27 protein-coding genes and 1 tRNA gene are annotated in these 23,830 nt (G+C 62.1%); 25 read left to right on the top strand and 3 right to left on the bottom strand.

Annotated features, from left to right (window positions below):
- Positions 1 to 271 precede the first annotated feature (271 nt).
- Positions 272 to 2,836 (top strand): Rne/Rng family ribonuclease, encoded by a 2,565-nt coding sequence (locus B059_RS0112205; protein WP_018078542.1) that lies wholly within the window; start codon positions 272 to 274, stop codon positions 2,834 to 2,836.
- A gap of 72 nt (positions 2,837 to 2,908) precedes the next feature.
- On the opposite strand, the gene B059_RS0112200 is transcribed toward B059_RS0112205, so the two are convergent.
- Complete coding sequence (locus B059_RS0112200; protein ID WP_018078541.1) at positions 2,909 to 3,406, bottom strand: low molecular weight protein-tyrosine-phosphatase; 498 nt, start codon at positions 3,404 to 3,406, stop codon at positions 2,909 to 2,911.
- A gap of 97 nt (positions 3,407 to 3,503) precedes the next feature.
- Between B059_RS0112200 and B059_RS0112195 the strand changes: the two genes are divergently transcribed.
- From B059_RS0112195 to B059_RS0112135, 13 genes are all read left to right on the top strand, one after another.
- Complete coding sequence (locus tag B059_RS0112195) at positions 3,504 to 4,550, top strand: tyrosine-type recombinase/integrase (protein WP_018078540.1); 1,047 nt, start codon at positions 3,504 to 3,506, stop codon at positions 4,548 to 4,550.
- The gene (locus B059_RS0112190; protein ID WP_018078539.1) at positions 4,547 to 5,203 is read left to right on the top strand and encodes a hypothetical protein; all 657 of its coding nucleotides are present in this window, start codon (positions 4,547 to 4,549) and stop codon (positions 5,201 to 5,203) included. Before B059_RS0112195 ends, B059_RS0112190 begins: the two co-directional genes overlap by 4 nt.
- A 95-nt stretch (positions 5,204 to 5,298) precedes the next feature.
- Complete coding sequence (locus tag B059_RS0112185; RefSeq protein WP_018078538.1) at positions 5,299 to 5,571, top strand: hypothetical protein; 273 nt, start codon at positions 5,299 to 5,301, stop codon at positions 5,569 to 5,571.
- Between the two features lie 160 nt (positions 5,572 to 5,731).
- The gene (locus B059_RS20805) at positions 5,732 to 5,983 is read left to right on the top strand and encodes a hypothetical protein (protein WP_157273692.1); all 252 of its coding nucleotides are present in this window, start codon (positions 5,732 to 5,734) and stop codon (positions 5,981 to 5,983) included.
- Entirely contained in the window at positions 5,967 to 6,338 is a 372-nt protein-coding gene (locus tag B059_RS0112175) for a hypothetical protein (protein ID WP_018078536.1), read from the top strand. Before B059_RS20805 ends, B059_RS0112175 begins: the two co-directional genes overlap by 17 nt.
- Positions 6,328 to 8,235, top strand: a complete 1,908-nt coding sequence (locus tag B059_RS19000; RefSeq protein ID WP_018078535.1) for a DUF927 domain-containing protein — start codon at positions 6,328 to 6,330, stop codon at positions 8,233 to 8,235. The genes B059_RS0112175 and B059_RS19000 overlap by 11 nt, the downstream gene beginning before the upstream one ends.
- Positions 8,228 to 8,818 carry a hypothetical protein gene (locus B059_RS0112165; protein WP_018078534.1) on the top strand — a complete coding sequence of 197 codons (591 nt, stop codon included), beginning with the start codon at positions 8,228 to 8,230 and terminating at the stop codon, positions 8,816 to 8,818. Before B059_RS19000 ends, B059_RS0112165 begins: the two co-directional genes overlap by 8 nt.
- A 149-nt stretch (positions 8,819 to 8,967) precedes the next feature.
- Entirely contained in the window at positions 8,968 to 9,540 is a 573-nt protein-coding gene (locus tag B059_RS19930; RefSeq protein ID WP_157273691.1) for a hypothetical protein, read from the top strand.
- Positions 9,537 to 9,986 carry a hypothetical protein gene (locus tag B059_RS0112155; protein ID WP_018078532.1) on the top strand — a complete coding sequence of 150 codons (450 nt, stop codon included), beginning with the start codon at positions 9,537 to 9,539 and terminating at the stop codon, positions 9,984 to 9,986. Before B059_RS19930 ends, B059_RS0112155 begins: the two co-directional genes overlap by 4 nt.
- A 33-nt stretch (positions 9,987 to 10,019) precedes the next feature.
- Positions 10,020 to 11,048 carry a phage major capsid protein gene (locus tag B059_RS0112150; protein ID WP_018078531.1) on the top strand — a complete coding sequence of 343 codons (1,029 nt, stop codon included), beginning with the start codon at positions 10,020 to 10,022 and terminating at the stop codon, positions 11,046 to 11,048.
- Between the two features lie 2 nt (positions 11,049 to 11,050).
- Entirely contained in the window at positions 11,051 to 11,551 is a 501-nt protein-coding gene (locus B059_RS0112145) for a hypothetical protein (protein WP_018078530.1), read from the top strand.
- A gap of 172 nt (positions 11,552 to 11,723) precedes the next feature.
- A complete protein-coding gene (locus B059_RS0112140) occupies positions 11,724 to 12,365 on the top strand; it encodes a hypothetical protein (protein ID WP_018078529.1) in 642 nt (213 codons plus the stop codon).
- 404 nt (positions 12,366 to 12,769) lie between these two features.
- Positions 12,770 to 13,048 (top strand): hypothetical protein, encoded by a 279-nt coding sequence (locus B059_RS0112135; RefSeq protein WP_018078528.1) that lies wholly within the window; start codon positions 12,770 to 12,772, stop codon positions 13,046 to 13,048.
- A 189-nt stretch (positions 13,049 to 13,237) separates the two neighbouring features.
- Here B059_RS0112135 and uvrB read toward each other — a convergent pair whose 3' ends face one another.
- On the bottom strand, positions 13,238 to 15,268 hold the full coding sequence (gene uvrB / locus B059_RS0112130; RefSeq protein ID WP_018078527.1) for an excinuclease ABC subunit UvrB: 2,031 nt from the start codon (positions 15,266 to 15,268) through the stop codon (positions 13,238 to 13,240).
- Between the two features lie 66 nt (positions 15,269 to 15,334).
- On the opposite strand from uvrB, the gene B059_RS0112125 reads away from it, so the two are divergent.
- From B059_RS0112125 to B059_RS0112080, 10 genes are all read left to right on the top strand, one after another.
- Complete coding sequence (locus B059_RS0112125) at positions 15,335 to 16,528, top strand: pyridoxal phosphate-dependent aminotransferase (RefSeq protein WP_018078526.1); 1,194 nt, start codon at positions 15,335 to 15,337, stop codon at positions 16,526 to 16,528.
- A 33-nt stretch (positions 16,529 to 16,561) separates the two neighbouring features.
- Positions 16,562 to 17,845: a YhjD/YihY/BrkB family envelope integrity protein gene (locus tag B059_RS0112120; RefSeq protein ID WP_018078525.1), complete on the top strand. Its 1,284-nt coding sequence runs from the start codon at positions 16,562 to 16,564 to the stop codon at positions 17,843 to 17,845.
- 77 nt (positions 17,846 to 17,922) lie between these two features.
- Positions 17,923 to 19,158, top strand: coding sequence for a Y-family DNA polymerase (locus tag B059_RS0112115; protein ID WP_018078524.1), 1,236 nt, complete (start codon positions 17,923 to 17,925; stop codon positions 19,156 to 19,158).
- A 45-nt stretch (positions 19,159 to 19,203) separates the two neighbouring features.
- Positions 19,204 to 19,279 (top strand) — tRNA-Asn (locus tag B059_RS0112110).
- Between the two features lie 116 nt (positions 19,280 to 19,395).
- Entirely contained in the window at positions 19,396 to 19,662 is a 267-nt protein-coding gene (locus B059_RS0112105; RefSeq protein WP_026177494.1) for a FaeA/PapI family transcriptional regulator, read from the top strand.
- Positions 19,663 to 19,752: 90 nt separating this feature from the next.
- Positions 19,753 to 20,325, top strand: a complete 573-nt coding sequence (locus B059_RS0112100; protein WP_245538790.1) for a hypothetical protein — start codon at positions 19,753 to 19,755, stop codon at positions 20,323 to 20,325.
- A gap of 154 nt (positions 20,326 to 20,479) precedes the next feature.
- Positions 20,480 to 20,881, top strand: coding sequence for a DUF4124 domain-containing protein (locus tag B059_RS0112095; protein ID WP_018078521.1), 402 nt, complete (start codon positions 20,480 to 20,482; stop codon positions 20,879 to 20,881).
- A complete protein-coding gene (locus B059_RS0112090; protein WP_081601621.1) occupies positions 20,815 to 21,564 on the top strand; it encodes an ATP-dependent nuclease in 750 nt (249 codons plus the stop codon). The genes B059_RS0112095 and B059_RS0112090 overlap by 67 nt, the downstream gene beginning before the upstream one ends.
- A gap of 6 nt (positions 21,565 to 21,570) precedes the next feature.
- Positions 21,571 to 21,882, top strand: coding sequence for a hypothetical protein (locus B059_RS0112085; RefSeq protein ID WP_018078519.1), 312 nt, complete (start codon positions 21,571 to 21,573; stop codon positions 21,880 to 21,882).
- Positions 21,883 to 22,021: 139 nt separating this feature from the next.
- Entirely contained in the window at positions 22,022 to 22,348 is a 327-nt protein-coding gene (locus B059_RS0112080; RefSeq protein ID WP_018078518.1) for a hypothetical protein, read from the top strand.
- A 139-nt stretch (positions 22,349 to 22,487) separates the two neighbouring features.
- On the opposite strand, the gene B059_RS0112075 is transcribed toward B059_RS0112080, so the two are convergent.
- Positions 22,488 to 22,880 (bottom strand): HIT family protein, encoded by a 393-nt coding sequence (locus tag B059_RS0112075; protein ID WP_018078517.1) that lies wholly within the window; start codon positions 22,878 to 22,880, stop codon positions 22,488 to 22,490.
- Positions 22,881 to 23,079: 199 nt separating this feature from the next.
- Between B059_RS0112075 and B059_RS0112070 the strand changes: the two genes are divergently transcribed.
- Entirely contained in the window at positions 23,080 to 23,715 is a 636-nt protein-coding gene (locus B059_RS0112070; protein WP_018078516.1) for a phosphoribosyltransferase, read from the top strand.
- Positions 23,716 to 23,830: the final 115 nt, after the last annotated feature.

Below are 23,830 nucleotides of genomic sequence, written 5' to 3'. Positions count from 1 at the left end.
AGGCGCGGTCAGTCGAACCACCCACCCCGCGCAATCGGCAAAGCAGCGATGTTATCAATGACGCGACGACAAGCATACGAAATCAGTATTCACGCTCGGCCCAAGCCAGCGGGAATCGGGAAGGCGATCGCCGGCCTGGCCGGCGACACCCTCCAGGAACAGGACACCTTTTATTCCATGCCTTTTCACCTCATTAACAACGTGATCGCATGAGCCGCCCACTGTAAGCGGCAGTCTGGCCTGTCCCGTATGCACGCGCGCGGGAGTAAATATGAAGCGCATGCTATTCAACGCAACCCAGGCGGAAGAACTCCGGGTTGCCATCGTCGACGGACAGAAGCTCGTCGACCTTGACATCGAGTCCGCCAGCAAGGAACAGCGCAAAGGCAACATCTACAAGGGTGTCGTCACCCGCGTCGAGCCCAGTCTGGAAGCCGCATTCGTCGATTATGGCTGCGAACGCCACGGTTTCCTGCCGTTCAAGGAAATCGCCCGTTCCTGCCTGCCCGGCGGCGGCAAGGTTCCGGAAAACCTGAAAGAAGGCCAGGAACTGCTGGTCCAGGTGGAAAAGGACGAACGCGGCAACAAGGGCGCCGCGCTGACCACCTACGTCTCGCTGGCCGGGCGCTATGTCGTGCTGATGCCGACCAACCCGCGTGGCGGCGGCGTGTCGCGCCGCATCGAAGGCGAGGAACGCAACGAGTTGCGCGACACCCTGGCCCAGCTCGACATTCCCGAAGGCATGAGCCTGATCGCCCGCACCGCCGGCATCGGCCGCAGCGCCGAGGAATTCCAGTGGGACCTCAACTATCTGCTGAGCCTGTGGAAAGCCATCGACGGCGCCGCGCAGCCGCAATCCGGCGCTTTCCTGATCTATCAGGAAGGTAGCCTGGTGATCCGCGCCATCCGCGATTATTTCTCGGCGGACATCGGCGAAATCCTGATCGACACCGAAGACATCTTCGAACAGGCGCAACAGTTCATGGCGCACGTGATGCCGGCCAACGTCAACAAGGTGAAGCTCTACCGCGACGACGTACCGCTGTTCTCGCGCTTCCAGATCGAGCACCAGATCGAATCGGCGTTCTCGCGTCAGGTCAACCTGCCGTCGGGCGGCGCCATCGTGATCGACCATACCGAAGCGCTGGTGTCGGTCGACGTCAACTCGGCACGCGCCACCAAGGGCAGCGACGTCGAGCAGACCGCCTACAACACCAACCTCGAAGCGGCCGACGAAGTCGCCCGCCAGATGCGGCTGCGCGACCTCGGCGGGCTGATCGTGATCGATTTCATCGACATGGAAAACCCCAAGCATCAGCGCGAGGTCGAAAACCGCCTGCGCGATGCCCTGCACCACGACCGCGCCCGCGTGCAGACCGGCAAGATCTCGCGCTTCGGCCTCCTCGAAATGTCGCGCCAGCGGCTGCAGCCTTCGCTCGGCGAGACCAGCTACAACCCCTGCCCGCGCTGCCACGGCACCGGCCACATCCGCGGCACCGAATCGTCGGCGTTGCACATCCTGCGCATCCTGCAGGAAGATGCGATGAAGGAAAACACCGGCGCGGTGCATATCCAGCTGCCGGTCGACGTCGCCACCTTCCTGCTGAACGAGAAACGCGTCGACATCCACACCATCGAATCGCGACTCAAGGTCAATGTGGTGCTGATTCCCAACATCCACATGGAAACCCCGCACTACACCATCACCCGGCTACGCCACGACGAACTGAACCAGCGCGACGCCAGTGAGCCAAGCTACAAGATGGCAACCATGCCAGAATCCGAAGCCGTCTACCAATCCTCCCAGGACGCCACGCCGGCGCGCCAGGAAGCCGCGGTCAAATCGATTGCGCCGCCGCAGCCGGTACCGGCCGCGCGTCCGGCAGTGCCGGACGCCGCGCAAGGCCAGGGCGGTTTGTTCGAGCGCATCTTCGGCTGGTTCAAGAAACTCGGCGAAGAAACGCCCGTCGCCGAAGCCGCTCCGGCGGTTGCCGAACCGGTTGCCGCCATCGCACGCAACGAACGCCCGAGCGAGCGCCGTGAGCGCAAGCCCGGCCAGCGTCGCAGCCGCGGCGAAGGGCGGAGCGAGACCCGCAACGGCGAAGCACGCCCGTCGGAGCCGCGCCAGAGCGAGGGCCGGGCCGAGCCGCGCAACGGCGAATCGGCAAAACCCGCCCGCCCGCCGCGCCAACCCAAACCGCGTCCCGAGGCGGAAACCGCACCGCGCGTGGCAGAACCCGCTGAAACCCCGCGCGAGGCCGCAAACGAGGAAAAACGCGAGCCGCGCAGCCGTCGCGGCCGCGGCAATCGCCGTCCGCGTGAAACCCATCCGGAAAGCGCGGCAGGCAATGGCACAAGCACGCCGCAGGCCATCATCGAAATTGCCGGTTTCCGGGCAATCATCGAAATCGCAAGCAAGCCCAGGGTGGCGGCCCCTGCCCCGGCCGCACCCGCGCAACAGGCCTTGCAACTGGAAACAGCAGCCCCGCCCAATGTCTCGCTACCCGACAGCAGCGCCACTGCATCTCCCCGCGCCATTGTGGTGGATCTTGCGGCCAGCACCGCCAGTCTGCAGCAGGTGGAAACCCAGGCCGCAGCGGCCAGCACGAGTGAAGCCGGCGAGCCGGGACGTCCGCGTCGCCGCCGCCGTCCCGCCGCCCAACCGGCGGATGGCGGCGCCGTCAGCCTGATGCAGGTCGAGACCAGCACGTCTGCCGTCGACGTTGCCGAGGCACCCACGCCGGTCGCGGTCCCCCACCCCACGCGCCGGCGCGCACGCCCGCAGGCGAGCGCAGCACAGGAGCCGCTGGTTCAGGTGGAAACCCAGGCGGAATAAAATAATCTGCACCACAAAAACAGGGGCCGCTTCAAGCGGCCCCTGTTTTTGGCTGCAGACGGCAGGAAGCGATCAGCGGCCTGAACGCATCTTAACCTGGCTGTCGCCGGTGATTTCCCGGATCAGACCTTGTACCGCGTCTTCGATCATGTCGAGGTTTTCCTCAAAGCCCTGTACGCCGCCGTAATACGGATCGACCACGTCGAGATTGGGATACTTGCGGCTGAACGACAGCAGCAACCGGATCTTGCCGTGATATTGCGCCGGTGCACGCTGGATCATCCTGCTGTAATTGTCGCCGTCCATGACCAGGATGTAGTCGAAGCGTTCGAAATCATCGTCCGCCACCTTGCGCCCACGCAGTCCACTGATGTCCACCCCGCGTTGCCGCACCGCCTGCCGCGCGCGCGGATCGGGCGCCGAACCGATATGGTAGGCGTGGGTGCCGGCGGAATCCGCCTCTACATCCCGGTTCAGTCCGGCGTCCTGGATGGCCTTGCGGAACATGCCTTCCGCCATCGGTGACCGGCAGATATTACCCATGCAGACAAATAAAACCTTGGTAGCCATACAAACCCTTATTATTCATTGAATTAACACCAGTTGAGTTTAGGCAAATATCAGTTAAACTGTCGTTATCGATAACGGAGTGATAACGGATAACGCCATGGCACTCACTGAAACCACCATCCGCAAACTCAAAGATCCGGCCAAGGAAAAACTCATTGGCGACGAACGCGGCTTGTACCTGCGATGCTACCCCAGCGGGCGCCGAAGCTGGCTATACCGAAGCCGCAAGGGTGGATCATGGAAAACCCGCAACCTGGGGGAATGGCCTGCCGTCAGCCTTGCCGAGGCACGCAACAAGTCCGCTGCACTGTCAAAAACCGTCCTGCCTGAATCCGTCACCTTTGGCGCGCTGCTGGACGAATGGTTCCAGCGCCGAATCGAGCCGCGTTACAAGGTGACAAAAAACATCGAAGTCTACGTCACCAGGGGAAAGGCCGAGGCTGGCAGCACCCCGCTCTCCCAACTCACCACCAAACGACTGACCGACATTCTGGTCGAGTATGCCGCCGCCGCGCCCGTTGCTGCGAATCGCTGCCTGTCCAACTGGAAGCTGGCACTAAGGTATGCAGTCGAGCGCGGTTACATCGAGCGCAGCCCACTGGAAAACTCAACGTCCGCCGTTGCTGGTGGCGATGAAAAAACACGCGACCGCGTACTGACCGACGACGAAATCAAGGCGCTTTGGAATGACCCGCACGGCCATGCGCCCCTGCTGAAATTCCTGCTACTGACCGGCCTGAGAATATCCGAAGCGCAGTCTGCAACTCACGAAAACATTAACGGCGACATTCTGCATATTCCTGAGAACAAAAGCAGCCGGCCACATTGGGTTTACCTGCCACCCCTGGCGCGTGCACTCACTGGCGACCACGACGGCTACCTGTTCGCACAGCGCAGCAACACATCCGTACAACACAGGCTGAAGCACACCGCAAAATTGACGTGGACACCGCACGACCTACGCCGCACCTTTGCCACCCGTCTGGCCGGCCTGGGCATCGCTACCCACGTTATCGAGAAGTGCCTGAATCATTCGCTCGGTGGAGTGCTGGCGATATACAACCGACACGCCTACGAAGCCGAGCGCCAGGAGGCCGCTATCCGCTGGGCGAGTGAAGTGCTGCATATCCTGGAGGCGCGATGAAAAAGCCAGCACAAATTTACAAGCTTGGCGGCCTCAAGCTTTTACGGCTATACGACACGGCAATGGCCGACGATATCTGCAACTTCCTGGAAGGCGTTGGCGGCCCTTACCCGAGATGTGAACACGAAGCGAGGACCAAACCCGTGTCCGATGCTTTGCGCGACGTGTTGGAGTTGATCGCAAAGGAAGAGACACGGCTTTCTCAAAACCAGTTTGAAAAAATGTCTAGAAGTGAGCGCGCCAGAAGAACCAGGGGGCAAGACACGGAGATTAGGGCGCTTGATCGTTTCAAGGATGCGGTGGAATGCGCCGTACAACGGCTTGCCGAGTCCACCCCAATGGATATGGCCGAGGCCGCCCTGATTGCGGGGGGCGTGCATCACCGATGGTTTGAATTCATAGCACGCGCTTGCTCCCCACTCATGTATGACGATCAACTGGCCGACATCGACAAAAAGAAGAACCAAACCTGGGCCATGAGAGACACGCGTGACGCCTTGGCCTATGCGGCGCGAGTCGACCACGAAAGGGTTATCGAGCGCTACGCGGAACTGGCGGCAGGAAAAGTGCGGGGGATAAGGAAAATCGTGGCTTCCGAGTTCGATATGCCCGAGACCACGGTCAGAAACATATGGAACAGCCGCGAAAAATGAAACGTACCGGCACGTAACGTTAAGGTACTTTATCCTTAAATACCAATAACTTACAGGTGATATTGTTTGGTCAGCTTTTGAAAGGAGCCTGACCGATGAACACCGAAACCACCGAAGCAAACTTGCCTGCGCAGCTCATGGCGAAACCCGTCCTAAGTTGGGACGAGTTCTGGGATGGCATTCTTGGCCTGCCAAAGTCCACCGCCGAACAGGTTGCCCGAGATGCCCCGGCGCCGAAGTTCTTTATGCTGGGGCGCCGCCGCTACATCCGCACAGCGGATGCCGTGGAATGGCTGAATCAAGCCGCAAGCGCAGCGCCATACTTTCCTCGACGCAACAAGCGCTCGACCGCTAAGGGGCCGCTATGACCCCGAAACGAGAAAAAGCCCGCTGGCAGGCGGGCTTGGTAAAACACTTCGATTCACATATTACACGTCTTGCCGGATATCTGGTAGCGGCCAGCATCACGTCTGGCGCCGGCGTTGCTATGGTCTTTCTGTTGGCCTTGCGGCTGGCTGGGGGCGCATCGTGAGCCGCCCAAACGAAGCACCTCAGAAAACCCGCGTGGCGATGGTCTGCCCGTGTTGCGGAGGCGAAGTCACCCACCAGCGGTATGGGTTTGACATGATCGCCGTTACACCGCACCTGACCTGGACAAAGTGGTATGTCTGCGACCAGTGCGAGGCCGCGCTGACCGGCACCGACCCCGCCGCGCGGGACGCCGCCGAGCAAGCGTTTGCAGCCTACCTTGAGGCCAGCGACCATGCGCCTGCCGCCTAACGCCCGCGCGCTGTTCGACCTGAGGCGACGCGGCCGCATTCCCGTGCCGGGGCCGTTCGGGCATGTATCGGTTCTCCCCGACTGGGGGTTGACCGTGGCGGGCGCCTACGTCATTGCGCCGCCTTCAATCGAGCCGGCAGACCTGGACTTTTGTTTTGTCGCGGGCCTGTCTGTCGCCATATTCTGCCGCCTGGCTGAACTGAGTCCGGTCGATACCTGGCTGTACGAAATCATTCTCGCCGTGATGGACTCCGACCCGACCAGCATCGCCGTGATTGACCTCGACCAGGCGGCCGCCGGTCTCGACCATGGCCTTGTCGCCATGTACGTGCGGAGGGCCAGCAATGACCGATGAAATCGAATCGACCCCGGCCGCCATGCCAGAACACAAGGCTTTCGAGAAAGGCCGCCAGCGCGGTAAAAAAGCCAAGCCCAAGCCTACCCCCGCACCCGCAGAAAAAAACACGCCAGAGGCCGCACCAGCGACGGCCAAGGCTGACCCAACGAAGGAAGCCGGATTCATTCACGATAAGCAAGGCCTTTGGTACATCGCCAGCCGTTCAACCAAGGAGGGCACGGTCTATCTGCCGGCTGTGTGGGTCTGCGCGCCAATTCTGGTGAAGTGGCGGATACGTGGATTCGACGGGCTGGGCTGGCGGTTCATCGTCGAGATTAGCGACCGGGACGGCAATGTTCGGGAAGTCACGCTGCTGGATTCTGCAATCGGCGCGCAGGACGGCGCTTGGCACAAAGCCATGGCCGATGCAGGCCTGCGCATTCACCCCAAGCGGCGCGGCGAGTTGGCGCAATTTCTGCTGATGAACAGCGACGATGCCGCACGCGCCCGTGGCGTTGAAACGACCGGATGGTTCGGTAACGTCTTTGTGATGCCGCACAGCACCATCGGCACGGCGCCCGAGCCTGTCATTTATCAAGGGCAGGATCGAACCGCGGCGAGCGGCGAATCTGGAACGGCGGATGAATGGCGTGAGTACGTCGGGCGTTTGTGTGCTGGCAATTCCAGGCTGACCCTGAGCGTGTGTGCGGCACTGGCGGCTTCAATCCTGCCCTTTTCCGGCATCGGTGAATCGGGCGGGTTCCACCTGTTCGGGGCATCGAGCCTGGGCAAAACCACGGCGCTTCGCGTCGCCAGTTCGCTCAACGGTTTGCCCGCGTCGTACATGCAGACCTGGCGCAACACGGGCAATGCACTCGAAGGCACGGCGGCCAAACACAACCATCGGCTGCTGTGCCTCGACGAAATACGCGAGGCCATTGAAAAGGAAATCGGCCTGATCGTCATGATGCTGTCAGGCGGCAGCGGCAAGGGCCGGATGAAAGACACCGCCGTTCTGCGTGAGCGCCTGGCCTGGCTGCTGCTTTGGCTGTCTACCGGCGAGCATGGGCTGACGCATTACATGGAGGCGGCCGGTCTCAAGCCGGATCCTGGAATGGAAGTCCGTCAACTGGACATCCCGGCCGATGCCGGCGCCGGGCGCGGGCTGTTTGAAAAGCTGCACGACCACAAGGATGCCCGCGCCTTTGCGGAAAACCTGCGCACCGCCTGCGACCAGTACCACGGCGCCGTCGGCATCGCCTGGCTGGAACACGTCTCGCAACACCTGGACGAAATCCGCCGCGATCTGCCCGGCGAGGTGGCCAGCGTGGCGCTCAAACTGATGCCGGACGATTCAGAGAGTCAGGTCAAGCGCGCCGTGCGCCGCTTCGCCCTGCTGGCTGTGGCCGGCGAATATGCGACCAAGTGGGGCCTGACCGGATGGGAACCCGGCGAGTCTACCGCCGGTATCCTGAAATGCGTGCAAGCGTGGATCAACCATCGGGGCGGTTCTGAAAACCTCGAAGAGCGGCGAATTTATGAACGCTTCCGCGACTTCATCGGGAAGGGCTGGTCAGGCCGATTCATACACACGAGCCGCGCCGACGACACCCATGCGCCGGGCAAGGATCAAACAGTTGGCTTCCGCGACGACCAGCGGTTCTACATCACCCCGGAGGGCTGGAAGGAAATATTCAGGGGCATGGATCCAGCGCGCGCCGGGCAAGTGCTGCTCGACAAGAAGATGCTTCAGCCGGGTAATTGGGTGCGCGCCGGCAAGACGGAAGTGCGCCCGTACCGCCGTGAAAAGCTGCCAGGCGGCATGGGGCGCCGTCAGTGCTATGTGACTGAGATAGGCGTGTTCGACCTGCTCGACGTGGCGCAATGCGCCGGAGAGGCGGCCACCGATGCTTGACCTCGACGCCATCCTGACCGCTGCCGACACCATCGCCGGGAAACATGGGAAACCCTCAAAACCCCTTCGGGAAACACCCATGTTTCCCGCTGAAACCCTTTATCCATGCGGGATTCCTGGCGATTTTACCCACCGGGAAACACGGGAAACAGGTTTTGGAGGGGGGGGCGGGTGCGCGTGTGATTTACACCTGAATTTTTCCACCGATGACACCCCGACCCCCGCGCCCCCGGCTTCCGGTATAAACCGCGCCGAACCCGGAAAGAGGGTTAATGCTGTTTCCTTTGTTTCCCAAGAGAGAGAGAGTGAGTATCCATGCGGGTTTGCGGGCGATTTTCTCGGGAAACACCCCTGTTTCCCGCTGTTTCCCGTGTTTCCCGCCGACAAGCTGGAAGCCATGGTCGAACGCGCCGCCATCATGGAGTACGACGGCGGCCTGACCCGCGCCGCCGCTGAGGCAGCGGCCGGCATGGTCTACCTCACGTGTAGTATCGATCCGACACCAAAAAGGTTCTCCCTATCCTCAACTCAGGCGGGTCTGTTCGGGCTCGCGGTTGCGCTAGGGTGTGCACCGTGCGCATAGGGAACAATGCACCTGACCACGTTACACCGGCCCCGAATCCGGACGCGCCGCCGCCTGGTGCCGGCCAGCAGTCACTCTCCGGCCTGCCGGATGCGCCTGAATTGCTGAAGGTTCGGATTCTCCCGGCGCAGTTCGCACGCGCTCTCGGGGTGTCGAAACAATCTGTGTCGAGGTGGCTGAAGGACGGCTGGGTATGCCTGGGCGCCGATGGCCGGCTCGACCCCACCGTCGCCATCGGCCAGTTGCTGCGCCGCTGCGACCCTGGCCGCCTGCGCGCCCGCTGGCTACGGCAAGCCGTCGGTGAAGTTCAGGACTTGCGCGACAACCTGGCTATCGCTGAAGACCGCGCCACCGCAGCCGAGGCCGCGTTGCGTGATGCGCTGGCTAGCGTCGCGGGCCGGGACGAATGGATCGCTTCCGCCGAGCGTGCCGCAGCAATCTGGAAGACCCTGCTTGTCGACGCCGCCGACGAACTGCGCGCCGCCCCGACCGCCGACTGGCCGGCAATCCTGACCCGCCTTGAGCTGGACGCGGACGATGCCGCCGACGCGCAGCTCTATCCCGAAGTCGCCCCTGATGGCTGGTTGGCCGATCTGAAACTGGATCCCGCAGTCGCCGCTGAAATGGCCGCGCTGGATGCCGAACTGGATGCCGCGCTGGATGCAGAGGCGGCATCGGCCTGGCGCGAATTATCGGACACGGCCGGGGAGCGGGGCGAATGACCCGCAATGCTTTCGAGAAGGCCGATGCGCTCGCTGACGGCTGCCAACCCGATGCGGAACTCTGGGCGTGGGTATGCCAGGCTTTCCGTGGACATCGTCGGCACGGTCGAGACCTGGAAGCTGCGTTTGACCTGGACCACGCCGGGCGGATGCGCCAGCGCAATGTCGAGTTGCGGGCCGCTGCCGAAGCCCTGCGTGCCGGGCGGGTGATGTCAGACAACGATCTGGCTGGCGAACTGGCCGCGCGTTTGCAGCGGTTCACCGTCGGCAAGCTGACACGGTACTGGCGCACCGGCGACGTGAGCGGGTTCGATGACGTCGAGCATCGGTTGCTGGCCGCCGCGCTGACGGGCGCCCCCACCACCAGCTCCAAAAAGAATCTGTACCGCATCATCGAGCGCGACCCTGGACAAGAAGCTGCTTTGTTTGTCCAGGCGGACAGTTGACGATGGCGCTACCAACCACGAAAGGAAAACGAAATGACCCCGACCGATTTCATTCAGGCCCACCGCGACGCCGTTCTGATCCGCGCAGGCGCCCTGAATCCGAACGCGCCTATCTGCCACCCGCAAGCCGCAGCCGTCGCCGTGAGCGCCGAGCCGTTGCTGCCGGCGCTGGCAAAATTCTGTTCTGACTTGGCAGACTCGCGCCGAGGCGCGGGCGCGGCCGTCCGGGTGAAAGGTTCCGGATTCGCCACGCCAGATTTTGGAAACGCATTGGCTGATGCCGTGCGCACCGTGACGCAGGCCCGCATGGCCGCCCACATGCGGCATGAGGCTTTTTGCAAACTGATGCCGGTTGCCGACTATAAGCCGCAGCGGTTTCCGATGCTTGCTGTCGGCGGCGATCTTGAGTTTCTGGGCGAGAGTTCCGAAGCCCCGGAAGCGATGGTGAGCGATGAGGCGGGCGCGCTCGCTGGGCTGGGCCGGTATGGCCGCAACGTTTTGATATCGCGCCGCGTGCTACTCAATGACGATATCGGTTTGATCATGGCCACGTTTGAAAACTTCGGCACCGCCGCCGCGCGGGTTGAAGCCAAGTTGGCGTACACGCTGATCGAATCAAATTTGGTTCTGTCGGACGGCGAAGCCATGTTCGATGCTGGCCATGGAAACGTCCTGGCATCCGTTTTCGGCGATGTGGCGCTTGGCGAGGCGATGCGGATGCTGCGCGCTATGCCCGACCCCTTCGGCGAGGTGCTTGACCATGACCCCGCCGTGCTGGTCGTCGAAGGTGCGCTTGAGTTGCACGCCCGCCGCCTGGTGCACGAAGCCGGGCTTGACCTGGAGGTCGTGGCATCGTCCCGGCTGCCCAACGGGCGCTGGTACCTGCTGCCGAATCCCGAATTCGCCCCCGTCGTTGGCCTGTTGCGCCTGGCCGGATCGAAGTCCCCCGTGTCGATCGACGCCGGCCGCGACGATCTTGGACGCGACGGCACGCTGATCGCCGTGCGCGCAAACGCCGCTGTTGTGCCCCTGAGCCGTACCGCGATCAAGGGAGGCGCGTAACCATGTTCGGCCGAGACCCCAATGAACTTGGCGGGCTGGCGCGCGCGTATGCCGGCGCAGCGAAAGCGTACAAGAACGCCGAGACCGTGCTGAATCGGGCACTGGACGCGCTCGCCGCAGCCCGTGAGGGTGATTGCCCCAGCGATATCACCCGCACTCGCCAGGCGGCAATCGAGGCAGACCGCGCCGCCGGTATCGCCTGGGATGAGGCGGAGGTTGCCCGCCGCGCTTTCTGGCGCCAGCGGGCTGCCGAGCACGAAGCACGAGTCGTAGCCGAGTGCGTGCCGATGCTGGTTCAGTTGGCTGCATTCCAGCGCTTTGCAGGATTGCCCGCAATCCCGCCCGAGCACCTGTTGCGGCACTACCTGATAACCCCGCCAAGCCACATCGAGCCGGAAGGCGACGTGCGCATCGACCCGTTGCCGAGTCCAGGCCTGGACCGCGCCAGCGATGAGATCACGTCCCCGCAGTCGGGTTGGAAGATGCCAACCCGGAAAACCTGACCGAATCTACGGCGCTTGCGCCGTGCATGATGCCGCTTGGGCGAGAGAGCCGACCCATAGCCCAAGCGGCAAGACCTCCCAGATTATGGGCACGGCAGGCAGGCGACGGCTGAAATCGCCTGGACCCGCATCCTCCCCGCATGAAAACCGGGTATACGGCGCACCCCAAAACATGGAATACAAGATGACCCCTACCATCGAACCGCCACCGCCCCGCTACCTGCAGCGCGTCATTTTCGGCACTCAGGCATGGCCCCTGATGGGCGCCGGCGATATAGCCGTGCACGAGGCTGCGCATGTTGTTGTTGGCCTGGCCCTGGGGATGCCCGTGTACGGCGCGCGCATCGCCGCCGACGGCGCATCCGGACAGGCCGGCGTGCTGTCCGCCGTGGGCGAGACCGTCACCACCCCCGCCACGCTGCGGCCGCCGGAAGACGTTGCTGACAGTTACCGGCAGGCCGCGCCGCTTGTCTGGCCGGGTCTGCCGTCAGCCGATGCTGCGCTGAATTACGCCGTCATGCTGGTGGCTGGCAGGCAAGCCGAGCTGATCGCCGCCGGCATCCGGCTTGGCGGCGAGCTGCGCATCCATGACCCCGATCACCAGCAAGCCCGCGCCATCTTGGCCGCCACCGACCAGCGGCTTGCTATGACGTTCGTGCAGCGCATGGCCCGCCATTTGCTTACCGCTGCCTGGGCAGATGTTGAAAGCATCGCCGCCGAGCTGCGCGCGACTGGCACCTGGACGAATTCGGGCGCATGGGTGCGCGAATCAAGAACCCCCTCAACCACCGGAGATTTTGAAAATGGAAAATGATCTTTTAGCGAGCGTGGCCGTGAACGCCGGCGCTGCGGGCGCTCGCCGGCTTTGTCGCGGGCTTTGCCGTCGTCGGAACATGGTGGAAAATTTTCCACCATGTCTGTTCTCTCCCCTTGCCGCGCGCTGCCGTTGAGGCCTCACGCACCGCCCGCCCGCCTCTACGGCGGGTTTTTTTATGCGCGGATAGGCGAGGATATAGGCCGGCCCGAGAAAGGGCTGTAGCGTTGATTCTGGCGGGTCTTGACTGTCAACGTGCGCCAGCGGGGGGCGCGAACGTTGCAATTGGCGAAAAAATAGGCGTATGCTGGAGATGTCCAACACTCTGTTGGATAAAAAGCGGGGCGACCAAGCGTTGAAGCGCGAGGCCACCCCTACCACAACCGTTTACAAAGGAAACGATCATGGGTGCATCAATTATCCCTCAATCCCCGGCACTTCGATTCACGGCGACGCTTGGCGTCTATCAGTTCGCGCCGTCCGCTACCGTGCTCGATCTGGAGGACCAGTTAAGCGCGAAGCAGTCGCAGCTAAATGCGATGCTATCCGTCGCGGGTGAGTCCAGGCTGGACTGTGTCTCTGGCTCCCTGGCAAATTACTTTTGGGCCTGCAAGGCAACTGCTGAAGAGATCGCCGACCTGACGGCGGAATTGCTCCGCCGGAATAGTCCGCAGCAGTCCTGAAAACACGCGCCCACCAAAAACAGCCCGGCCTTCGCGCCGGGCTGTTTGTTGGCGGGAAAATAAATCGATAACGTGACAGATATTAAATCCGGAAAATTTACCGATAACGGTAACGATAACGGATCTCCTGTAGATGGCGTGCCTATTGGCTTTCGGCTTTGTTACCCATGCATACGAAAAGTACTTTAGTCATGAATCGTGTTCTTCCACTCCAAACAATACCTGCCTGAGTGCCCTCAACTGGTCGCGAAGTTCCGCAGCTTTCTCGAATTCCAGGTTCTTCGCCGCATCGAGCATGTCTTTTTCCAGCTTCTTGACCTTCCTGGTCAGCGCTTTTTCATCCAGTATCTTGTATTCGGCCACCGTCTGCGCCGCCTTGAGTTCCTGGCGCGTGGCATCGGCGTCGTAGACGCCGTCGATGATGTCCTTGATGCGCTTGACCACGCCGCGCGGGACGATGCCGTTCTCGGTGTTGAAGGCGATCTGCTTGTTGCGGCGGCGCTCGGTTTCGTCCATCGCCCGCCTCATCGAATCGGTAATGCGGTCGGCGTAGAGGATCGCGGTGCCATTGAGGTGGCGCGCGGCGCGGCCGATGGTCTGGATCAGCGAGCGCTCGGAGCGCAGGAAGCCTTCCTTGTCGGCGTCGAGAATCGCCACCAGCGACACCTCGGGGATGTCGAGGCCCTCACGCAGCAGGTTGATGCCGACCAGCACGTCGAATTCGCCCAGCCGCAGGTCGCGGATGATCTCGACGCGCTCGACGGTGTCGATGTCGGAATGCAGGTAGCGCACCTTGATGCCGTGCTCGGCGAGGTAGTCGGTCAGGTCTTCCGCCATGCGCTTGGTCAGCGTGGTGACCAGAACCCGCTCGCCGACGGCGATGCGCTTGCCCGCTTCGCTCATCAGGTCATCGACCTGGGTCGCTACCGGGCGCACCTCGACCAGCGGATCGACCAGCCCGGTCGGGCGCACCACCTGTTCGACCACCTGGCCGGCATGCTCGGCCTCGTACTTGGCCGGCGTCGCCGAGACGAACACGGTCTGCGGCATCAGCGCCTCGAATTCCTCGAACTTCAGCGGACGGTTGTCGAGCGCCGACGGCAGGCGAAAGCCGTAGTCGACCAGGTTTTCCTTGCGTGAGCGGTCGCCCTTGTACATGCCGCCGACCTGCGTGACCGTGACGTGCGACTCGTCCATGAACATCAGCGCGTCCTTCGCCAGGTAGTCGATCAGCGTCGGCGGCGGCTCGCCCGGTTTGCGCCCGGACAGATGCCGCGAATAGTTTTCGATGCCCTTGCAGAAACCCAGCTCGACCATCATTTCGAGGTCGAAGCGGGTACGCTGCTCCAGTCGCTGCGCCTCCACCAGCTTGTTATTGGCGTAGTACCACTCGAGGCGCTCGCGCAGTTCGACCTTGATCTGCTCGATGGCGCGCAGCGTGGTTTCGCGCGGAGTGACGTAATGACTCGACGGGAACACGGTGAAGCGCGAAACCTTCTGCAGGATCTGCCCGGTCAGCGGGTCGAACAAGTGCAGCGTCTCCACCACGTCGTCGAACAGCTCGACGCGGATCGCGGTTTCCGCGTGTTCCGCCGGGAAGATGTCGATGACGTCGCCGCGCACGCGGAACACGCCGCGCTTGAACTCGACGTCGTTGCGGTCGTACTGCATCTGCGTCAGCCGCGCGATGACCTCGCGCTGGCTCATCTTCTCGTTCTGCCGCAGCAGCAGGATCATGCTGTGGTAGTCGGACGGGTCGCCGATACCGTAGATCGCCGACACGGTGCACACGATCACGGTATCGCGCCGTTCCAGCAGGGATTTCGTCGCCGACAGCCGCATCTGCTCGATGTGCTCGTTGATGCTGGAATCCTTCTCGATGAACAGGTCGCGCGCCGGCACGTAGGCCTCGGGCTGGTAATAGTCGTAGTAGGAGACGAAGTACTCGACCGCATTTTCCGGGAAAAACTCGCGCATCTCGGAATACAGCTGCGCCGCCAGCGTCTTGTTGGGCGCCATGATCAGCGCCGGCCGCCCGGTTTGCGCAATGACGTTGGCCATGGTGAAGGTCTTGCCCGAGCCAGTCACCCCTAGCAGGGTCTGGAACGACAGGCCGTCTTCGATCCCCTCGACCAGCCGGGCGATCGCGGTCGGCTGGTCGCCAGCCGGCGGAAACGGCTGGAACAGACGGAACGGGCTATTGGGGAAGGTGACGAACACAGGTAAAATCGCGCGGCTAAAACTTGTCGATAGTAGCATCCCGAGCGGATGCATGAAGGAACCACTGTGGAACTCTCCCGCCGCGTACAGGCCATCAAACCCTCACCCACCCTGGCCGTCACCGCCCGCGCCGCCGCGCTCAAGGCGACCGGCCGCGACATCGTCGGCCTCGGCGCCGGCGAGCCCGATTTCGACACGCCGCAGCACATTAAGGAGGCGGCGATCGACGCGATCAACAAGGGGTTCACCAAATACACCGCGGTCGACGGCACCCCGGGCCTGAAAGCGGCGATCATCGCCAAGCTCAAGCGCGACAATGGCCTCGACTACACGCCGAAGCAGATCCTGGTATCGTGCGGCGGCAAGCAGAGCTTCTTCAACCTGGTTCAGGCGGTGATCAACCCCGGCGACGAGGTCATCGTCCCCGCCCCCTACTGGGTCTCGTACCCCGATATCGTCATCCTCGCCGACGGCAAGCCGGTGATCGTCGAGGCCGGCATCGAGCAGGGCTTCAAGATCACCCCGGCGCAACTCGAAGCCGCGATCACGCCAAAGACGCGGCTCTTCGTCATCAACAGCCCGTCCAACCCCACCGGCGCGGTGTACAGCCGCGACGAGCTTGCCGCGCTGGGCGAAGTGCTGAAGAAGCATCCGCAGGTGCTGATCGCCAGCGACGACATGTACGAGCATATCCGCCTCGATGGTGCGCCCTTCGTCAACATCCTCAATGTCTGCCCCGATCTGTACGACCGCACCCTGGTGCTGAATGGCGTCTCCAAGGCCTATTCGATGACTGGCTGGCGCATTGGCTACGCCGCCGGACCGGAAGCGATCCTGCGCGCGATGACCAATGTGCAGTCGCAGTCCACCTCCAACCCCACCTCGATCTCGCAAGTGGCTGCCGAGGCCGCGCTCAACGGCGACCAGGGCTGCATCACCCCGATGCTCGACGCCTTCAAGGCACGCCACCGCTACGTGGTCGACGCACTCAACGCCATTCCCGGCTTCAACTGCGTCGACAGCGGCGGCGCCTTCTACGCCTTCCCCGACGTGCGCCCGGCGATCATGAACCTGCTGGCGCGCGACGTCATCGAGCAGCCAACCGACATCGCCTTCTCCGAATACCTGCTGGAATCGGCCGACGTCGCCGTCGTCCCCGGCTCGGCCTTCGGCGCCGAGGGCTACATCCGCCTCTCGTTCGCCACCTCGCAGGCCAACCTGGAAAAGGCGCTCAAGCGCATCGCCCAGGCGATGGCCTGAGCGTCGGCATCCGGGCGAGGGCAGGCAAGTGCCATGTTCCAGAAACTCGCCGCCCTGCTCCCCATCCGCGGCACCCTGAGCTGGCTGCTTCAGCTTGCCTACACCACCTGGCGCCTGTTTGGCCAGAACGGGCTGCAGAACCACGCCGCAGCGACGGCGTTCTACTTCCTGCTGTCGGCCACCCCGCTGCTGCTGCTGCTGAGTTACGCCCTGCAGCTGCTGGGCCATATTGCCGAGAATTCGGTGCCGGCCACCATCCTGATGGCCGCACTCTACGACCAGATGCAACTGGACAATCTCACCGCGCTCGGCTTCATTCCGCGCCAAACCCAGCTCACAGCCGGTGGCGTCGGCCTTGTCACCCTGGTGCTGTCGTCGCGCGGGCTGGTCAACACGATGCAGGGGGCTTTCCGCATCATTTTCCCCGACCGGACCAAGCGCAATCTGGTGGTGTCGTGGATACTGCCGCTGATCATCCTGCCGGTGCTGTTCCTGCTGATGGGGGTGGCCGCACTGGCCCAGGTCACGCTATCCTTCCTGGCGCAGAATGACTTCATCGGCACCGGCAACGCGCAGGTACTGCAGGCGCTCAACTCGCTGTTCGGCTTTGCCATGGTGTGGGCACTGCTGTTCACCGCCTACTGGCGGCTGCCACGGCGGCATCCGCGCGCGCGCGACGCCGCCGTATTCGCGCTCGCCGCGACCGTGAGCCTGGGCCTGCTGCTCGCGCTGTTCGGCGCCTTCTTCAAACTGGAGAACTACCACAGCCTGTACGGCGCATTGGGCGGCGTGGTGTTTGTGCTGATCGGCGGCTATTTCGCCTTCCTTCTGCTGTATCTGTGGGCACAGGCGCTGTATGCCTATGGCAAGGCCGATATCACCGCACTGGAAAAGCTGTTCCTCGGCGGCAGCGGCGAGGGTGCCGGCAAGCTCGAAAGCTACGTTTTCAGCGACAGTCACCACCTGCTGGAAAAATACGGCCAGGTGCACCCCGCCGGCCATGCGCTGATCGAGGAAGGCGACGACGCGAAAACCGCCTATTTTCTGTACGCCGGCCGCGCAGCGGTGTACAAGAACACCGACGGCGGGCGCCGCCGCCTGGGCGAACTCGGCGAAGGCCAGCTGTTCGGCGAAATGGCTTATCTGTTGAATGAAAAACGCACCGCCTCGGTCGTCGCCGACAGCGAGATCACCGTGCTGGCGCTGCCGCCGCAGACGCTGGAAGAGCTGATGCGCCATTCCGCCCCGCTGTCGCGCCGCATCATCGACATCCTGTGCCAGCGGCTGGAACGGATGAACCTGGCGAACCCGGGCTGAATTGATCGGATATAGTGTATGGATATACACTATATTCAACCTCAGCCTTCACCCCGGCGTGAGGGATGGAACCCGCCATGGCCCTGCATTCGCTTTACGTCGATCTCAATTCCTTCTTCGCCTCGGTCGAGCAGCAGCTTCGCCCCGAGCTGCGCGGTCGCCCGCTCGGCGTGCTGCCGGTGATGGCCGACACCACCTGCTGCATCGCCGCCAGCATCGACGCCAAGCGCTTCGGCATCCGCACCGGCACCCCGGTGTGGCAAGCCCGCAAGCTGTGCCGCGACATCGTTTTCGTGCAGGCGCGACCGTCGATCTACGTGGAAATCCACCACCGCATCATCGCCGCCGTGGAGTCGTGCACCCCGGTCGGCGCCGTGCTGTCGATCGACGAAATGGCCTGCGACCTAATGGGCAGCGAGCGCGAGGAAGCCAGGGCCGTCGCGCTGGGCAAACAGATCAAGCAGGCGATCTACGATCAGGTCGGCGAGGTGCTGCACAGCTCGGTCGGCATCGCGCCCAACCGCTTTCTCGCCAAGACCGCGTCCAACATGCAGAAACCGGACGGGCTGGTGGTGATCCGTCAACACGAATTGCCGCAGCGGCTGTACGGCCTCAAGCTCGGCGCATTGAACGGCATCGGCCGCGCCATGGAACAGCGCCTCAACCAACTCGGCATCCACACCGTCGAGCAGCTCTGCACCGCCAGGCGCGACACCCTGCGCCGCGCCTGGGGCGGCATCGGAGGCGAGCACTATTACGCCAAACTGCGCGGCGAGAACGTCGCCCCAGCCCCCACCCAGCGCTCCAGTGTCGGCCATTCGCACGTGCTGGCGCCCGAGCTGCGCGACCCCGATTCCGCGCTCGCGGTGCTGTACCGCCTGCTGCACAAGGCCGCCATGCGGCTGCGCCATTACGGCTACTGCGCCGGCGGGCTCGGCCTGCATCTGCACTACCTGAAAACCGCCGCCGGCCACCCCCGCTGGGTCGATCAGGCGCGCTTCGCGCCGCACGCCGACACTCTCCAGCTCAATCCTGTGCTGGCCGAACTGTGGCAACGCCGCCCGTCCGATCCCGGCCCCATCCTCAAGGTCGGCGTCACCCTCACCGACCTGGTCGAGCACAGCCAGGTCACGCGCGACCTGTTCGACCCCGACGACCGGCACGAAACCCTCAACAGCGTGCTCGACCGGATCAACCAGCGCTACGGCCCCAACACCCTCTACTTCGGCGGTGCCCACCATGGCCGCGGCGCCGCGCCGATGCGCATCGCCTTCAGCCACGTGCCCGAATTGCAGGTGGAAAATGACGGCTGAGGGTTGACCGAATCGCCCGTCATCACTAGAATGCGCGCTTCCCATTCCCCGATAGCTCAGTCGGTAGAGCGACGGACTGTTAATCCGCAGGTCCCTGGTTCGAGCCCAGGTCGGGGAGCCAGACATAAGCAAGCACTTAGGCCATCCTTCGGGGTGGCCTTTTGCTTTTTCCTGTTTCTGTATCGGCACGAGGCTCGCCACGGGTCGCGCGCTGATCAACACGTCAAAGGAATCGAGATGCAGACAGACCAAATCCTAAGCCACCTGAAAAAGCATGGGCAGCTGCTCGATCTGGAGATCGCGTCGGCAACCGGGATTGCACTGGTTCAAGTACGCAAGTCACTGGCTGACTTGACGGCACGTCGCGAAATTTCCCAGTGCAGCGTCACCCACTTCAATGGCGACAAGCGTGTTGATGGTTTTCAGTGCAGGATTTCGGGCTATGTTCCGCCCGCCGCGCCAGGCCGAAAAGCCGGGCCTACCAAAAGCGTCGCGTCAGACTAGAAACGGGACAGTCATTGAAGAATAGCTCGGAGTGATGTCCTGGCGGTCCAGGAGTCCAGCGGGTGATCCCTTCAGCGAGGGGTGATCCCAGTGGGTTTCAACCAATATCATGGAGCAATACCAGTGACCAACGCACAACGCCGGGCAGCATTGCTCGCCAGCCGCAAGGCCGAAATGGATTCGTCAAGCAACAACAGCAAACCAATGCCCAAGCCCAGCAGCGCATTCTGCCCCCATGAGGCTGGCGCGTATTACCTTGCTGACGTGAATACGGTCGGCACGTTCAAGATGTTCGCCAGGGACCACAAGCCGCCCGTTTACACCTACGGCATCATTACCGTTCACTTTGAATTGAATCCCGACACCGGCACATGGATCTGGTTTGACGGCGAGAAAAATCAATTCCCGCGCAAGACCCAGGATGGTTGGCGTCTTGGCAGCAGAAAGCTGCACGACACACGCGAAGGCGCAGAGGCCGAGCTTCAGTGCGCGATGGCCAAGAACGGCGACCGGGTGACCAAGGTGCATGACCTGCCCGACGATATGACTGCGCTGAAAAAGATCCGTAGCGCCCACCACCCGGACCGCAACCCCGCTGCCGATCAGGATCTCTATCAGGCGGTAGTCGAGAAGCTGGACAGGATGCGCGCGCTGGCCCAGTGAACCAGAATTAGGAATGACTCCTATGGATTTCTGCTGCCAAGACAATCCAAGGCATTCGGCTACAATGGCCGGGCGAATAAGACTTCAAGCCGAAGCGTTTCCAGGAGGGGGCGCCACCGGAGGAAAGCTATAAGAACAGCAGAAGAAGAACGACATGAAGACCTTACTTATCCCCCTGCTCGCTCTCGCCGCCTCGCCGGCGGTTGCCGACGTCTACCGATGCACTTCTGGCCACAAGACCGTCTACCAGGATGTGCCGTGCGCGAACGCCAAGCTGGTTGAAAATCCAAACGGCCTGCCGCCATCTCCTGCCGAGCAGAAGAAGGCTTTTGACAGAGCCGCGAACGACCAAGCGGCCCTGGCTCGCCTTCGCCAGCAACGCCAAATTGAAGAACAGACGGCTTCACGCCGTCAGGCGGTTTCAACCGTCCCCGCCGCCCCCACCGCGCCGTCTTATCAGCCCAACAACACCTCTGGACGGCCGGACAGATACTACGATCGGCCAGACAGGTACCACGATCGCCGCACCGAGACCTACACGACGAGCCATCGCTGAAATGCGAGATCGCCAATTATGACGAAACTGTAGCTGGAAAAGCTGGCAAGCCACATTTGGTATTTTGGATCACGGACGGAAACACCCAGTTGTACCCTAAGCAGCGCAGCCAAGGCGTCCGATGGTTCCTGTCGTTTTATTTGCAGCTCAAGGCCTCGGAGAAGAGCAACGCCAAGCGACTTTTTCTATTGGATGAACCTGGAGCGAATCTCCATTCCAAAGCCCAGGCCGACGTACTAAAAGTGATCAACAAGCTTGCCAAGCAGAATGCGTCGACGGTCATTTATTCGACTCATAGCCCACAAATGCTTGAATACCCCAAGCTGTTCCGAGTGCACGCCGTTCAGCGCGATGGCGAGCAAGACGACAGTCCAACGGTTGTGATTGATGCTCATAGACTCGGTACCGCATCGACGGATACTTTGTCTCCAGTATTAACTGCAATGGGATCCGACCTCTCAAGTCACGAAGTTATAAAGAAAGAAAACAACGTGCTTCTGGAGGAAATGAGCGGGTATTACTACCTGACTGCCTTCTGGAAGCTAACTGATACTAAAACGAAGGCACACTTTATCGCTGCGACGGGTGTCAACAAGATCGAAATGCTGACCAATATGTTCCGTGGATGGGGGCTAGACTTTATTGTGGCGGTCGATGATGACAATCAAGGGCGTAACGCCTAAAAATCAATGAAAAAGGAACTGTTTGGTGACGATGAGGTTGTCTCATCGAAAAAGCTTTTGAAACTTCCGGACTGCCCCGGCGTCGCTGATGCGTTCAGCACGGACGACTTTAAGAAACACGTTCTGAAGGACGAGCACGCCGTCATTGCAGGGACAAACAGTGAATATTTAAAAAATGCAAACCGATCCAAGCCAGTGCTCGCTTTCCAATTCAACCTGGCTGTTGATTCGGGAGATCTGAAGTGGGCGATGATGGATGAAGTTAGCAAGAAAAGGATTAAAGCAATCGTCGGTGCGATTGCTTCGAGGCTGATATAGGGCCTGCCCTTTTCAGGCCCTTAGCTTGGCAGCACCACTATCTCAACCCAGTTCCCAGATTCGTCTTGCCTGGTGAGCCAGACACAGCAAGCACTTAGGCCATCCTTCGGGGTGGCCTTTTGCTTTCCGGGAATTCTGCATGGGCCGCTCCTGGGTTCTGCAGGATCGCTTCATATGTTTTCCCGTGCTTTATTCCCTCAACTTCTCCGAGGTATTCGAAATGCACACAGCCGCCATTCTCCAATTCCTGAAGAAGCATGGTCAGCACCTGAACTCAGAAATTGCTTTAGCGACAGCCATCCCGCTGCCGAGGGTGCGCACTTCCCTGTCAGACCTTTCGTCACGCGGTGAAATCTCCCAGTGCAGCGTGACACGGTTCACCGATGGCAAGCCCGTTGAGGGGATTCTTTGCCGCATCGCCGGCTCCATTCCGCCCAGAACGCCTGGAAGAAAGCCCAGCGCTTAAAAAGGGACAACGCTCGTGATCCGGCCAAGGAGCTGGCCGGGATGGGTTTTGGTTTCTGCCAGGGCAACGCTGCTCCACCCCTCCGGCCAGTCATTGTGCGGCTCATGCATCGCGCAGGCGCCCGCCCAATCGGTCTTGTTCAGGCCCAGTACTTCGCCTTGTCCGGCAGCACCCAGCGCACCCCGCCGCGCGGGTCTTCCTTGTCGCCGCGGTAACGCGGGATCAGGTGAATATGCAGATGCGGCACGGTCTGTCCGCCGGCCTGGCCATGGTTGATGCCGATGTTGTAGCCGTCCGGCTGGTGGTGCTTGTCCAGCAGGCCTTTTGCCTGCGCCATCATCTTCAGCAAGGCGGCCTGCTCGGCTTCGCTGGCCTCGAACAGGGTAGCAAAATGGCGGCGCGGAATGATGACGGTGTGGCCGAGCGAAACCGGGAAGCCGTCCCGGTAAGCGACGGCAAGCTCATCCTCGGCGAGGATGCGGTGGGGGTCAAGCTTGCAAAAGGGACAGGGTTTGGAATGGGATGGAGACATGCCTTGGGTGTACTCGTCTTGCTGTCGGAAAATGGGGGTCAATAGGCCGCCGCCCGGCAGGAAGTGCGGGCAGGCCTGGTTTGAACCGAGTGTAACCGATGCGGCGGCCGGTTCAGCCGCTCGGGCAACCACTCGCCACAGCCCCTCAAGGCCGCCACCCCGCCTAAAATAAAAAAGTGGAAACGAACAGGGGAGTGCGATGGTCTTCGCCAATCGTCATCAGGCCGCCGACCGGTTGGCTGCCGCGCTGGCGGCCTACAAGGGCCAGCATCCACTGATCCTCGCCATCCCGCGCGGCGCGGTGCCGATGGGACTGCGGCTGGCCAGGGCGCTGGACGGCGAGCTCGACGTGGTGCTGGTGCGCAAGCTGCGCGCACCGTTCAATCCGGAATTCGCCATCGGCTCGATCGACGAATCGGGCTGGAGCTATATTGCCGACTACGCCGAATCCGTCGGCGGCACGCCGGCCTACCTGGCCCAGGAAAAGCAGACCCAGCTCGACACCATCAGAAAACGCCGGGCGCAGTACACCCCGCTCAGGCCGCCGATCGACCCGGCCGGACGCACCGTCATCGTGATCGACGACGGGCTGGCCACCGGGGCGACGATGCTGTCCGCGCTGCATGCGCTGCGCGCGCGGAAACCGGCGCGCCTGGTCTGCGCAGTGCCGGTGGCGCCGCCGGATACGCTGGAAAAGATCCGCTCCTACGCCGACGAGGTGGTGTGCCTGTCGACGCCGATGCAGTTCCAGGCAGTGGGGCAGTTCTATGCGGATTTCCCGCAGATCGAGGATGCGGAGGTCGAAGCGATCCTGAAGCAGGCTTCCGGCCATTGAGACGGCCGGCGAATGTTTGAACCCAGCCGTGTTTTTCGCGCCGTTTCAGACTGCATCAGGCCGAATCGATAAAGAACAGCATCGCTGGCGATTTCGCACTGGCCTCCAGCGCCAG

Origin of the sequence: Thiobacillus denitrificans DSM 12475 (genome assembly GCF_000376425.1) — a bacterium.
In the GTDB taxonomy this organism is placed as follows: Bacteria; Pseudomonadota; Gammaproteobacteria; order Burkholderiales; family Thiobacillaceae; genus Thiobacillus; species Thiobacillus denitrificans.
Note: the sequence above shows the minus strand (reverse complement) of the source record. Positions and strands in the feature narration are given on the sequence as shown.

What these genes read in the sequence shown, in the direction of transcription:
- B059_RS0112205 (WP_018078542.1), top strand. Translation starts at nt 272, where the DNA reads ATGAAGCGCATGCTATTCAACGCAACCCAGGCGGAAGAACTCCGGGTT.
- B059_RS0112200 (WP_018078541.1), bottom strand. Translation starts at nt 3,406, where the DNA reads ATGGCTACCAAGGTTTTATTTGTCTGCATGGGTAATATCTGCCGGTCA.
- B059_RS0112195 (WP_018078540.1), top strand. Translation starts at nt 3,504, where the DNA reads ATGGCACTCACTGAAACCACCATCCGCAAACTCAAAGATCCGGCCAAG.
- B059_RS0112190 (WP_018078539.1), top strand. Translation starts at nt 4,547, where the DNA reads ATGAAAAAGCCAGCACAAATTTACAAGCTTGGCGGCCTCAAGCTTTTA.
- B059_RS0112185 (WP_018078538.1), top strand. Translation starts at nt 5,299, where the DNA reads ATGAACACCGAAACCACCGAAGCAAACTTGCCTGCGCAGCTCATGGCG.
- B059_RS0112175 (WP_018078536.1), top strand. Translation starts at nt 5,967, where the DNA reads ATGCGCCTGCCGCCTAACGCCCGCGCGCTGTTCGACCTGAGGCGACGC.
- B059_RS19000 (WP_018078535.1), top strand. Translation starts at nt 6,328, where the DNA reads ATGACCGATGAAATCGAATCGACCCCGGCCGCCATGCCAGAACACAAG.
- B059_RS0112165 (WP_018078534.1), top strand. Translation starts at nt 8,228, where the DNA reads ATGCTTGACCTCGACGCCATCCTGACCGCTGCCGACACCATCGCCGGG.
- B059_RS0112155 (WP_018078532.1), top strand. Translation starts at nt 9,537, where the DNA reads ATGACCCGCAATGCTTTCGAGAAGGCCGATGCGCTCGCTGACGGCTGC.
- B059_RS0112150 (WP_018078531.1), top strand. Translation starts at nt 10,020, where the DNA reads ATGACCCCGACCGATTTCATTCAGGCCCACCGCGACGCCGTTCTGATC.
- B059_RS0112145 (WP_018078530.1), top strand. Translation starts at nt 11,051, where the DNA reads ATGTTCGGCCGAGACCCCAATGAACTTGGCGGGCTGGCGCGCGCGTAT.
- B059_RS0112140 (WP_018078529.1), top strand. Translation starts at nt 11,724, where the DNA reads ATGGAATACAAGATGACCCCTACCATCGAACCGCCACCGCCCCGCTAC.
- B059_RS0112135 (WP_018078528.1), top strand. Translation starts at nt 12,770, where the DNA reads ATGGGTGCATCAATTATCCCTCAATCCCCGGCACTTCGATTCACGGCG.
- B059_RS0112120 (WP_018078525.1), top strand. Translation starts at nt 16,562, where the DNA reads ATGTTCCAGAAACTCGCCGCCCTGCTCCCCATCCGCGGCACCCTGAGC.
- B059_RS0112115 (WP_018078524.1), top strand. Translation starts at nt 17,923, where the DNA reads ATGGCCCTGCATTCGCTTTACGTCGATCTCAATTCCTTCTTCGCCTCG.
- B059_RS0112105 (WP_026177494.1), top strand. Translation starts at nt 19,396, where the DNA reads ATGCAGACAGACCAAATCCTAAGCCACCTGAAAAAGCATGGGCAGCTG.
- B059_RS0112095 (WP_018078521.1), top strand. Translation starts at nt 20,480, where the DNA reads ATGAAGACCTTACTTATCCCCCTGCTCGCTCTCGCCGCCTCGCCGGCG.
- B059_RS0112085 (WP_018078519.1), top strand. Translation starts at nt 21,571, where the DNA reads ATGAAAAAGGAACTGTTTGGTGACGATGAGGTTGTCTCATCGAAAAAG.
- B059_RS0112080 (WP_018078518.1), top strand. Translation starts at nt 22,022, where the DNA reads ATGGGCCGCTCCTGGGTTCTGCAGGATCGCTTCATATGTTTTCCCGTG.
- B059_RS0112075 (WP_018078517.1), bottom strand. Translation starts at nt 22,880, where the DNA reads ATGTCTCCATCCCATTCCAAACCCTGTCCCTTTTGCAAGCTTGACCCC.
- B059_RS0112070 (WP_018078516.1), top strand. Translation starts at nt 23,080, where the DNA reads ATGGTCTTCGCCAATCGTCATCAGGCCGCCGACCGGTTGGCTGCCGCG.